The sequence below is a fragment of the Pseudomonas sp. P4_C3 genome, from assembly GCF_056402075.1.
Genome location: NZ_JBFUIC010000011.1, coordinates 41,566 through 53,693 on the forward strand (window position 1 = coordinate 41,566; position 12,128 = coordinate 53,693).

The 12,128-nt window shown below is 57.8% G+C and carries 10 protein-coding genes; 4 read left to right on the forward strand and 6 right to left on the reverse strand.

What is annotated here, in order from left to right; translation table 11 throughout:
* Position 1: 1 nt before the first annotated feature.
* Positions 2-871 (reverse strand): NmrA/HSCARG family protein, encoded by an 870-nt coding sequence (locus AC1DVH_RS04420; RefSeq protein WP_477752789.1) that lies wholly within the window; start codon positions 869-871, stop codon positions 2-4.
* 34 nt (positions 872-905) lie between these two features.
* The gene (locus tag AC1DVH_RS04425; RefSeq protein WP_477752790.1) at positions 906-1,841 is read right to left on the reverse strand and encodes an NADP-dependent oxidoreductase; all 936 of its coding nucleotides are present in this window, start codon (positions 1,839-1,841) and stop codon (positions 906-908) included.
* A gap of 102 nt (positions 1,842-1,943) precedes the next feature.
* Between AC1DVH_RS04425 and AC1DVH_RS04430 the strand changes: the two genes are divergently transcribed.
* A complete protein-coding gene (locus tag AC1DVH_RS04430; RefSeq protein ID WP_477752791.1) occupies positions 1,944-2,819 on the forward strand; it encodes a LysR family transcriptional regulator in 876 nt (291 codons plus the stop codon).
* A 218-nt stretch (positions 2,820-3,037) separates the two neighbouring features.
* Here the strand turns inward: AC1DVH_RS04430 and acs are convergent, their stop codons facing one another.
* The 4 genes from acs to gabT form a co-directional block, all read right to left on the reverse strand.
* Positions 3,038-4,993 carry an acetate--CoA ligase gene (gene acs / locus AC1DVH_RS04435; RefSeq protein ID WP_477752792.1) on the reverse strand — a complete coding sequence of 652 codons (1,956 nt, stop codon included), beginning with the start codon at positions 4,991-4,993 and terminating at the stop codon, positions 3,038-3,040.
* Between the two features lie 211 nt (positions 4,994-5,204).
* Positions 5,205-5,693: an Lrp/AsnC family transcriptional regulator gene (locus AC1DVH_RS04440; protein WP_008017091.1), complete on the reverse strand. Its 489-nt coding sequence runs from the start codon at positions 5,691-5,693 to the stop codon at positions 5,205-5,207.
* Between the two features lie 47 nt (positions 5,694-5,740).
* Positions 5,741-6,397, reverse strand: a complete 657-nt coding sequence (locus AC1DVH_RS04445; protein WP_477752793.1) for an HAD family hydrolase — start codon at positions 6,395-6,397, stop codon at positions 5,741-5,743.
* A 93-nt stretch (positions 6,398-6,490) separates the two neighbouring features.
* Positions 6,491-7,783, reverse strand: coding sequence for a 4-aminobutyrate--2-oxoglutarate transaminase (gabT, locus tag AC1DVH_RS04450; protein ID WP_477752794.1), 1,293 nt, complete (start codon positions 7,781-7,783; stop codon positions 6,491-6,493).
* 287 nt (positions 7,784-8,070) lie between these two features.
* Between gabT and AC1DVH_RS04455 the strand changes: the two genes are divergently transcribed.
* From AC1DVH_RS04455 to AC1DVH_RS04465, 3 genes are all read left to right on the forward strand, one after another.
* Positions 8,071-8,997 carry a 2-hydroxyacid dehydrogenase gene (locus tag AC1DVH_RS04455; RefSeq protein ID WP_477752795.1) on the forward strand — a complete coding sequence of 309 codons (927 nt, stop codon included), beginning with the start codon at positions 8,071-8,073 and terminating at the stop codon, positions 8,995-8,997.
* A gap of 421 nt (positions 8,998-9,418) precedes the next feature.
* Complete coding sequence (locus tag AC1DVH_RS04460; protein ID WP_477752796.1) at positions 9,419-10,759, forward strand: OprD family porin; 1,341 nt, start codon at positions 9,419-9,421, stop codon at positions 10,757-10,759.
* Between the two features lie 335 nt (positions 10,760-11,094).
* Positions 11,095-11,952, forward strand: coding sequence for a GNAT family N-acetyltransferase (locus AC1DVH_RS04465; protein ID WP_477752797.1), 858 nt, complete (start codon positions 11,095-11,097; stop codon positions 11,950-11,952).
* Positions 11,953-12,128 lie beyond the last annotated feature (176 nt).

The window sequence follows — 12,128 nt, forward strand, 5'->3', positions numbered from 1 at the left end:
TTTAAACCTCTGCAATGGCCTCGCGGACGAAGTCTTCATAGGTGCGCAGCGGGTGCCCGATGATGGTCTGAAGCTGTTCTACGGTTCCTTCAGTTGCTTGCATGCCGAACGTCTGGATACCCGTCATCATCAGGCGCATGTCATAAGCCAACCAGGTGGAACCGTATGAAGCCAGCTGTCCTTCGAAGGCCGCCACATCGTCACCGCCGTAGGCAATGTCGCGACCCAGGGCGGAACTCCAGATCTTCGCCACGGAAGCACCGGTAAGCGCTTGCGGTCCAACCAACTCCAGGGTTACACGATCCAGAGCAGAAGACGCTTTGTCGCGTCGCAGCAACTCTGCAACGGCAACATCGGCGATGTCGCGCGCATCTATCATCGAGACGCCCGCCGAGCCGATTGGCATCGGGTACACCGAGTAATTCTGAATCGACTGTTGGACCATACGGTCGTTTTGCATGAAGTAAGCCGGACGCAGGATAGTTGCGGGGATGTTGAAGCTTTCGATCATCCGTTCAACCGTATGCTTGCCGGTGAAGTGCGGCACATTGGTGAACTTGTCGGCATGAATCACAGACAGGTAAACGAGGCGCTCGATGCCAGCCTCGCGAGCAAGGTTCAGCGTGATGAGGGCTTGCGTCACCTCATCGGGCGTAACGGCGTTGAGCAGGAACAGCGTCCGCACCGACGACAGCGCGACGCGCAGCGACGGTACATCGGTGAGGTCTGCAACAACTTCAGTGACGCCAGCCGGGAAGTCGCACTTACCCGATTGGCGCACTAGAGCTTTGACCTCGGCGCCCGCGCTGGCAAGGCCCTGAGTGATGAGTGAACCAATGGTGCCCGTGGCACCAATAACGAGAATGCTCATTTTTGAATTTCCTACAGTGGATACTTAGGGTGGATTAGCGAGAGAAGTCCGCAACGACCTTGCCAGTCCGTGAAACGCTGCGATTGCGTTCGATGGCATCAGGGATGTCGGCGAAACCAACGACCTTGCCGATCCTGGACTGCAGCGTGCCGCTGGCGATTTCCTGGGCCAGCGTCTCCAGCAACTCGGGGTCGGGCTTGTTCATGAACCAGAGGCCTCGGCGATTCGCCGGCGTGCGCGCCAGAATGTCGGGTGATGACGTGCCGACAATGACGCCGTTTTCCGCCAACACCTGCCACGAGCGATCCAGTACCTCACCCCCGACGTAGTCGAGCACCAGGTCAATGTCCTGGACGACATCCTCGAAACGTTGGGATTGATAGTCGATGACATGATCCGCGCCGAGGCTGCGCACATAATCCAGGTCAGCCGTGCCCGCAGTGGCGAAGACCTCGGCGGCGGCCCGCTTGGCGTACTGCACGGCATAGGCGCCCAGTCCTCCTGCAGCGCCGTGAATAAGGATTCGCTGGCCTGGATGAATCGGACCCGCATGATGGAGGCTCTTCCAGGCCGCCACGGCTGCGACGGGTACAGCGGCAGCATGGACGTCATCAAGGTTTTCAGGCGTAAGGGAGAGGCTCGCTTCACTGACGCTCACGAATTCGGCGTACGCGCCCAGCCCTCCCACCGCGCCCATGACGCGATCGCCAACACGAAAGCGAGAGGCACCGGGCCCGACAGCCTCGACAACACCCGCCATTTCGGCGCCCAGTACTATTGGCAATGGAAGCGGGAAGGCATTTCGCACATGGCCTTCGCGGACCTTCCAATCGATGCCGTTCACGCCGGCGGCACGAACTCGAACCAGAACCTGGTTTTGTCCAGGTTCTGGTTTTTCGATCTCGGCCACTTGCGCGGCGTCAGCGCCGCCGTATGCCCGGATCAGTACCGCGCGTTGCATGGTGCTCATTGCAGTTCCTCGTATCGAGTTCCGATGACGAGAAGATATGCTGTTGCACAGATAAAGCAGAGACACCAAAATGCAGACACTTCGTTTCAAAAATGGAACACCATGAACCTTAACGCTCTGATCGATTTCACGCTCGTCGCAACGAATGAGGGGCTCGGGAAGGCGAGCCGTGCGAGCGGCATATCCAAAGCAACCTTATCGCGCCGAATCTCCGACCTTGAGGAACAACTGGGCGTGAGGCTGATCGAGCGCAGCGCTCGCGGCCTGAAGCTCACCGAAGCTGGCGAAATGCTGATGGCTCGAACAGAAGGTCCATTGGGCGAGGTGGCCGAAGCCATGACGGCGGCCCGTGAGGGCGTATCGACACCCCGCGGACGCTTGCGTGTCGCCTCCCCTGTCCTGTTCTCCCAGCTTGCGATGGGCCGCATTGGCGCCGAATTCTGTGCGGCCTACCCAGAGGTTGTGATTGAAGTCGTGGCGGAGGATCGCCTGGTCGACCTCGTGGAGGAACAATTCGACGTCGCCATTCGGATCAACCCGAGTCCCGACAGCAGTTTGGTCGGCCGCTGCTTCGCCAAGGACCGGCTGGTGGTAGTGGCTGCGCCAGAAGTGCTTAAGCCAATGCCCGGCGCAATCAGACCAGTGCCCAGCATAGTAACTTCGAGTTTCCAGCCCACCCACTGGAGTCTCGATGGAGGGCATTTGGTCCTGGAGCCGATCCCAAAGCTGCGGTTCTCTTCGTTACTGATGGTTCGCGACGCGGCTATCGCCGGAGGTGGTGCCGCCCTCATCCCACAGTCCATCGCATGGAACCAGCTTGCCCGTGGCGAGTTGGTCCAGTGGGGCACGGTATCGGGTGTAGAACCCGAGCTCTGGGTCTTGCACACCTCCAGGCGCCTTGCTGCTCCGAAGGTTCGCGCATTCGTCGATTTCATGTGCGCTAAATACCCGGACATGTCTCTGGTTTTAAAGGGATAGAAGCCCACTCCCTGTATCGCCTTTCTGCCAGCGATCCCATATCAGTTTTTTCTGGTTTTCGGTGCAATAGATCCGAGGTCGCTGCTTCGTCTGCAACACTCCTCCTGTCTACACAGAATCTAGTGTGTTGCATCGATCGGTTGAATCCACAGGACAAAGAAGCTCCTCCCGGTAAATGACCGGGCGAAGCTTCATCCTCGACATGGTTTTTTTGTAGTTTATGAAGCGTTCATGGTTTTGTGGGTGTCGATCAGATACTGCACCACACCTGGATCGGCCAGGGTGGAAATATCCCCCAACCCATCGTATTCGGCCGTCGCAATCTTGCGCAGAATCCGCCGCATGATCTTGCCCGAGCGAGTCTTCGGCAGCCCCGGTGCCCACTGAATGACATCCGGCGAAGCGATCGGACCGATCTCTTTGCGCACCCAGTTTTTCAGTTCCAGGCGCAGTTGCTCGTTCGGCTCTTCACCGCTGTTGATAGTGACGTAGACATAAATGCCCTGCCCCTTGATGTCGTGCGGCACACCGACCACCGCGGCTTCGGCGACTTTCGGGTGAGCGACCATTGCGCTTTCGATCTCGGCGGTGCCCATGCGGTGGCCGGACACGTTGAGCACGTCGTCCACGCGACCGGTGATCCAGTAGTAACCATCGGCATCGCGACGGGCACCGTCACCGGTGAAGTACATGCCACGGAAGGTCTTGAAGTAAGTGTCGACGAAGCGGTCATGATCGCCAAACAGCGTACGCGCCTGGCCTGGCCACGAATCGAGAATCACCAGGTTGCCCTCGGCCTCGCCTTCGACGATGTTGCCCAGGTTGTCCACCAGTGCCGGCACCACGCCGAAGAACGGACGCGCCGCAGAGCCTGGCTTGAGCGCGTGAGCACCCGGCAGCGGGCTCATCATGTTGCCGCCGGTCTCGGTCTGCCACCAGGTGTCGACGATCGGGCAGCGGGAATTGCCGACATTCTTGTAGTACCAGTCCCAGGCTTCCGGGTTGATCGGCTCACCCACCGAACCCAACAGGCGCAGGCTGCTGCCGTCAGCACCTTCAACGGCGGCGGTGCCCGAGGCCATCATGGCGCGGATCGCCGTCGGTGCGGTGTAGAGGATGTTGACCTTGTGCTTGTCGACGATCTTCGACACCCGGGTGATGTCCGGGTAGTTCGGCACGCCTTCGAACAGCAGCGTGGTCGCACCGTTGGCCAGCGGGCCGTAGACGATATAACTGTGGCCGGTGACCCAGCCGACGTCGGCGGTGCACCAGTAGATTTCACCCGGGCGGTAGTCGAACACGCGCTCGTGGGTCATGGCCGCGTACAACAGGTAACCGCCGGTGGTGTGCTGCACACCCTTCGGTTTGCCGGTGGAGCCGGAGGTGTAAAGGATGAACAGCGCCTCTTCGGCACCCATCTCTTTCGGCGCGCACACGGTGCCGGCCACTTTCATCAGGTCTTCGTACCAGATGTCGCGATGCGGGTTCCACTTGATATCGCCACCGGTGCGCTGGCACACGATGACTTTCTGGATGCTGCTGGTTTCCGGGTTGGTCAGCGCGTCGTCGACGTTGGCCTTGAGCGGGATCCTCTTGCCGGCACGAATGCCTTCGTCGGCGGTGATCACCACTTTGGATTTGCAGTCGATGATGCGACCGGCCAGGGCTTCCGGCGAGAAACCGCCGAACACCACCGAGTGAATCGCGCCGATCCGGGTACAGGCCAGCATGGCGACCACGGCTTCGGGGATCATCGGCATATAGATAGTCACCACGTCGCCGCGGTGCACATCCTGGCCACGCAGGGCGTTGGCGAACTTGCAGACTTGCTCGTGCAGTTCGCGGTAAGTGATGTGGCGGCTTTCGGCAGGGTCATCGCCTTCCCAGATGATCGCGACCTGATCGCCGCGCTCGGCCAGATGGCGGTCGAGGCAGTTGTAGGACACGTTCAGGGTGCCGTCGGCAAACCACTTGATGTCGACATGGTGATCGTCGAAGGAAGTCTGCTTCACCGTGGTGAAAGGCTTGATCCAGTCGAGGCGCTTGGCTTGCTCGCGCCAGAAGCCGTCCGGGTTGACGACCGACTGCTGGTACATGGCCTTGTAGGTCGCCTCGTCGGTCAGCGTGTTAGCCAGAACCTCGGGACGAACGGGATACAGGGAAGCCGCACTCATCTTTCTTACCTCGGTGAATAGTTGTTTTTGTTAAATGTTTGGCACTGATTAATCGTGCTCGGCTCGCAAGCGCTACAGCCGACATCTCAAGCCAGCCCGTGATGGTGTTGTGCTCTTTTAACGACAAGTCATATCCGGAAACGGCTGAGCAATATGGATTTGGACTTCGTTCTGTTTCTTACTTCGTCTGATCCCATTGCTCTGGGTGGCATCAGTGACGCAATAGCCTACGTAGCGGGACCCCATCTTTAAGTACTGGGGATTTAATGACGATGTAACTGAAGTACTTGGATATACCGATATTCTTGTCCAGCAGCCCTTCGATCACTTCCTGATAATGCTGAATACTGCAGGTCATGAAGCGCACCAGGTAATCGTAACCGCCGCTGACTAAATGGCACTCCAGTACCTCATCGACCAAACGAATATTGGACTCGAACTTGGCGAAGTCCTCCCGTTTATGGTCGCTGAGCGTGATTTCAGTAAATACCGTGACCGAGTCGGTGATCTTGGCAAGGTTTAGATGAGCTCTATACCCGGAAATATAGCCGGCCGATTCAAGTCGCTTTACCCGCTGCAAGCATGGACTGGATGACAGACCCACCGCATCGGCCAGACTGACGTTGGTCATTCGACCGTCTTTTTGAAGCTCAACCAGGATACTGATATCAATTCGGTCTAGTTTAATTAAACCTTCCATCGTGTACCTCTTGATTGCCGTTCAGATAGACAGTGGTTTTAGCAAACTCAACGTCGCAAAGATAGCTGATGCTGAGCGACCAGGTCGGCCATGCTTGTGATGTGAAAATCTGCGGAATATTCCTGGGTATAATTCTCATGACCACGGCGGATCAGGCACAAACCAGCCAATTTTGGCGGCTGCGCAGGAGGTCTGGAAATCTGCAGAATATTTTTGGGCTCCAGGTTGTTGGCCAGCAACCACTCGCTGTCCTCCAATGGATTACTGGCTCGGGAATGCAGGTCTTCGGGCACAATCCCCAAACGCTCGCAGAGCTGTTCGCGATCCTCGGCATCTCGATCGCAGTACACCAGCAGCCGATAGAATTTGCGCAGATACAACATGGCACCGGGCGCGTCCTCGAACAACGACCAGTTGCACGCCGAACGGGCGAAACTCATGCCCTCTTCCCAACTGGCCTTGAGCCCAAAACGCTCTGCCAGCTGACGATGGGCAAAGCACAATAAGCCACTGAAGCCCAGCTCGGAAAAACGTGGATAGAGCGTGCGCACCGCCTCGTCAAACTCAGCCAATACCTCTTCCCTGCCTGGCATGCCCGGATGGTTTTCGAGCAAAGGTTGCAGGGCCGTCCAGATACCGGAATCCCGATCGACCAGGACTTCGTCGCAATCGATCAACAGTGCACGATAATCAGTCAGGTACATGGTGTGTAGCCTCCCATGATGCATTCATCAATCCATGTGCGCTAAATGCCCTCGGTCGGCGCATTGCTACATTGCGCCAACCGAGACCTGAGATTAATCCAACACTCGCAACAATGCCGCTTCAAGAATTGTCAGCGCTTCGTCGATCTGACTTTCTTCGGTTACCAGAGGAGCAAGGAAGCGCAGCACATTTCGGTAAACCCCGCATTTGATCACCAACAGCCCACCAACCCTGGCCTGATCGATCAGTTGTTGGGTGAGCTCTGCATCGGGGCTGCGGGCCTCATCGTCTTTGATCAATTCGATTGCCAGCATGAAGCCGGTGCCGCGCACGTCACCAATACGAGGGTAACGTGCCTGCAAGCGCAGCAGGCCCTGACGCAGCCGCTCGCCCAATACCTCACCACGCTCGAGCAACTGATCCTGTTCGTAAGTTTCGATCACCGCCAACGCCGCCGCGCAAGCCAGGGCGTTACCGCCGTAGGTACCGCCGAGACCACCGGGTAATGGCGCGTCCATGATGTGCGCACGACCCACCACGCCCGATATGGGCAAACCACCGGCGAGGCTCTTGGCGACAGTGACCAGATCCGGCTGAATCCCGGCGTGCTGAAAACCGAACCATTTGCCGGTACGGCCGAAACCGGTCTGAATTTCATCCAGAATGAGCACGATGCCATGTTGTTCGGTCAGAGCCCGCAGCGCCTGGAGAAACTCCGGCGGCGCGCTAAGGAAGCCTCCATCGCCCTGCACTGGCTCGATGATGATCGCAGCTACTCGATCCGGAGCGACTTGGGTCGCCAGCAATTCGTTAAGAGCTTGCAAAGCCATCTCGCTGCTGAAACCGCGATAGGCGTTAGGGTATGGGGTATGGAAGACTTCTGGAGCGAAGGGCCCGAAATTTTGCTTGTAGGGTTGGCTCATGCCAGTCAGGGTCGTACCCAGTAAAGTACGCCCATGGAAACCGCCACGAAAGGAGATAACGGCTGGGCGATTGGTATGTGCGCGGGCGATCTTCACCGCGTTCTCCACAGCCTCTGCACCAGACGTAAACAGCGCCGCCTTGTAGGCTTCTTGGCCCCCCACCAACTCGCACAAGCGCTGTACCAGGTCGATATAGGGTTTGTAGGCCACCACCTGGAAGCAAGCATGGCTGATCTTTTGCAATTGGGTCTGCACTGCCGCGACCACCTTCGGGTGATTGTGACCGATGTTCAAAACGCCAATGCCGCCGACGAAGTCCAGGTAGCGCGTCCCGTCCACGTCCCACACTTCAGAACCCTGGGCCCGGTCGATGACCAGGGGGTGTGCCGTGACCAAACCCCGTGGCACGAATTGATCGCGCTGACGGAGCAAACTCGGGGTTTCTTCGACTTTACTGTTCATGGCATCTCCCATAGTGAACCTGGCAACCGGGAAACGGCTGCGATGTGTTCCAAAGGTTAAGCTTTCGACGCAATTGTCTAAGCCGAACTTGGCCTCTGAGAAATTCGGATCGACTGTTTTCACCCCGGTAAACAGCAGAATCCTTCAGCTGTAGCCAGCTCCCATGGAATCTGCCGACGCGCACCCCATACAACGCAACGTTATGCGTTTACGCAGATTCTTTCGACATATCCTGCTCTGCCACTCGGGCATGCTGGATACTCCCAATCTAAAGCGAGAAGTTACCCATGGCCCTGCTCTATAAAGCTGACCCGGTGCGCGGCGAACAATGGCAGCGCCTATTCGCTGAGCACGCTCCGGATATCGAATGGCGTGCCTGGCCGGACATCGGCGATCCGAAGGATATTCGCTACCTGGCAGCCTGGCAGGCGCCGGACGATCTCGAAACATTGTTGCCAAACCTGCAGGTACTGTTCGCCTTGTCGGCCGGGGTCGACCAACTTGACCTTGACCGCCTGCCAACGACCCTGCCGGTGGTACGTTTACTCGACCCGAGCATCACTCGGGGCATGTGCGAGTACGCCAGTTTTGCGGTGCTCAGCCTGCACCGGGATATGCTCCGTTATCGCCAGCAACAAATGGCTCGGTGCTGGCAGGCTCACCTGCTGCAACCTGCAGCCAAACGTCGGGTAGGTGTCATGGGGCTCGGCACGCAGGCGCAACAGATTCTAGCCACCTTGCAGACCTTTGGATTCGCCTTATCAGGCTGGGCACGCAGTGAGCATCGCATTGCCGGGGTGGACTGCTTTGCCGGTGCCGAGCAACTTCCCACCTTCCTCGGCCGTTGCGACATCGTGGTTTGTGTCTTGCCATTGACTGAGGAGACTAAAGGGATTCTCAACCGACAGTTGTTCCAGCACCTTCCCAAAGGTGCTGCCTTGGTCAACATGGGCCGGGGTGGGCACCTGATAGAAGAGGATCTGCTTGAGGCTTTGGCCAGCGGCCAGCTCAGCGCGGCGGTGCTCGACGTACTGGAACAGGAGCCGGCGGCGCCGGACCATCCCTTCTGGCACCATCCGCAGATATTGCTGACACCGCATATCGCTGCGATGACCCAACCGGAAAGTGCGTTTAGCGTGTTGCTGGAGAATATCCGCCGGCATCAACGCGGTGAGTCAATGCTTGGTCAGGTTGACCGCAAGAGAAGTTATTGACCTCCGGTTTTCAACTCACCAGTAACAACCAACCGGCGCCAGATTTTTACTTCGCAGAGGCAAATCTGGCGTTATACAAAACAGATCTGATGTTCATCCCATTTTGCTGTTTCTGCGCATACCTCCCCCAAGAATCAGCCGACATTTGCTGCTGATCTCCTCCCCCGATTGAGTAGTAATTGCGGCCCGTCAAGCCATAACTTTTGCAATCTACCGAATTGACTGCAGCCCATTGTCAGGCCTCGCCGTAACTGCGATACAGCCACCGCTGTGCGGAGCCCGGCTGCAGGTCAAGTCCACTGCAAGGCGCTGATCGACAAGACTCTCCCGGGTTTACTTCGCAGTGGTTTACCTGAGCTGCCGCAAGAGCATCGCCTGCCGCGCAGATAACCAACACTAATAAGATCAAATGGGGTAAGCGATGAATATCGCAAAACTAAGCTCTCTCTCCTTGGCTGTCATTGCTGCCACCACGCAACTGGCAATAGCGGGTCAGCAACAGGAAGCCAATGGCTTCATTGAAGACAGCAGCCTCGGGTTGCTCAATCGTAATTTCTATATGAATCGCGACTTCCGTAATGGCGGCAGCAATAGCCAAGGTACTAACGGCTCCAAGCCGGCCAGCGAGCGCAATGGCTATCGCGAGGAGTGGGCACAAGGGGCCATGCTCAACTTCGCCTCCGGTTTCACCCAGGGCACCATCGGTTTCGGCACCGATGCCTACGCGTACGGTGGGGTCAAGCTGGACACTGGCCGTGGCCGGGTCGGCAACGGCCTGCTGCCCATCAGCAACAATCGCACCGCCGAAGCCGACGTGCCAGATAGCTATGGCGAGATCGGCGGTGCAGTGAAGATGCGCATTTCCTCCACCGTGCTGAAGTACGGCGAACAACGCCCGACCGCACCGGTATTCGCCCCCGGTGACAACCGCTTGCTGCCGGAAACAGCTACCGGCTTCCAACTGTCGAGCAACGAATTCGATGCCTTATCCTTCGAGGGTGGCCACTTCACCGCATTCAACAATCGCAATTCGACCAACTCCAATGACAAGCTGCTCACTACATACGGAGGGACCGAAGCTGACAGCGTCGACTTCATCGGCGGCACCTATAAAATCAACGAAAACCTCAGCCTGAAGGCGTACACCAGCGAGGCCGAGAATGTCTGGCGTCAGCACTTCGGCAGTGCCTCCTATACGATTCCTCTGGCTGACCAGCAGTCGCTGAATTTTGGCTTGATAGCCTATAAGACCCAGGACCAAGGCGAAGCGCGTGCCGGCAAACTGGACACCACGAGCTGGTCGGCGAAGGCAGCCTATTCCTTCGGTGCCCACAAGCTCACCCTGGCTTATCAGAAGATCGATGGCGACGAGTATTTCGACTACATCGGTGTGGACTCGATCTGGTTGGCCAACTCGATTCAGTATTCCGACTTCAACGCTCCCAACGAGCGCTCCATCCAGGCTCGTTATGACCTGAACATGGCTCCATTCGGCATACCGGGGCTGAGCTTTATGGCCCGCTATGTCAAAGGTGATCAAATCGATGGCACCAAAGCCGATCCGAAAGGTGCCTATGCCAACAAGGTGGGTGACGACCAGAAGGAGTGGGAGCGTGACCTGGAAGCAAAATACGTGGTCCAGGGAGGGGCCGCCAAGGACCTGTCCTTCCGCCTGCGCCAGGCTACACACCGCGCGACCTCGTTCGAGAGCGATATCGACGAGGTCCGCCTGATCATCGAGTATCCGCTGAGCATTCTGTAACGTTTGGTCCTGGCCGGTTTTACCTGTGGACCGGCCGGTTTTATTGAAGGTCTGCTCCACGCGCCCTTAGCCTTGAGGCGCCCATCCGGGCGCCTTTTTTAAGCAATTTCCCCATCAGAAGTGCCTTTTGCTTTGGTCTGCATCCTGTAAGTCGATCCAGTATTTGCTGCCGATCCTGCTTCTCATTTGAGCAGTAAATGTGGCCTACAAAGCTGTCGCTTAAAGAATCTGCCGAATCAATGGAGGCCTCTTGTCAGGCCTCGCAGCAGGTGAGATACCAATACTTTCCACGGAGAAATCCGACCGGTCACGCTCCCTGTATACGGAGATCTGTCATGTCCAACTCGCAACGCCCTACGTATAGCTATCGCCCCATGACCCCGGCCGATGTGCCGTTGGCCCACGCCTTGTCCGTACAGCTGAAATGGCCCCACCGCCTGGAGGAATGGGCCATGTTGCAGCGCATCGCGCAGGGTTTTGTCGTAGAAGATGGAGGTCGCCTGATAGGTACCGCGTTCACCTGTGCGCAGGGACATTACGCCACTATCGGCCTGGTGATCGTCAGTGATGAGTACCAGGGCCAGGGTATAGGTCGCAAGCTGATGGAACTGGCACTTGAGGCTTGCGGATCAAGTACCGCCATACTCAATGCGACGCTGGCCGGTGCCCCACTTTATGCCAGTCAGGGATTCATTGACTTTGGACATATTCAACAACATCAGGGGCACGTGCGGGCTCCTACACCGAATGATCTGGCAGCCGGAGAGCGCTGCCGCCCGCTGACCGAAGCCGATCGGGCCGTCCAAATCGAACTGGCCAACGCCGGAAGCGGCCTGGACCGAGAAGTCGTGCTCAATGATCTGTTCGATGTAGTTGAACACTCGGTCGGTATCGAGCGCGAGGGTCAGCTACGCGCCTTCGCCATGCTGCGCCCATTCGGCCGTGGTCGCTGCATCGGCCCGGTCATCGCGGAAAGTCCAGAGCAGGCCAAGCACTTGATCGCGGTGTTGTTGGCCCGAGTTCCGGACGCATTCGTGCGCATGGATATACCGTCCGATAGCGGACTGGCCCCTTGGCTGGAAGAAGCCGGGCTGAAGCAGGTCGACACCGTTGCGCAAATGGCTCGTGGCACCCCACCGCAGGCTATCGGCGCAGTGCGCCAGTTTGCGCTGGTGACTCAGGCCATCGGCTGACAAACCAGCGTTACATCCAATGCATTTTCCTGGAGAAACACCTTCATGCTCGAACCCACTGCAGTGCTGTTGGCACACGCCGACGGCAGTCCCGCTTCAACAAAATTCACCCCCGGTTCGTTGGGGGCCACCGATCCTTTCGACCGGCACATTGCTTATCTCGGGCCGGATGACAT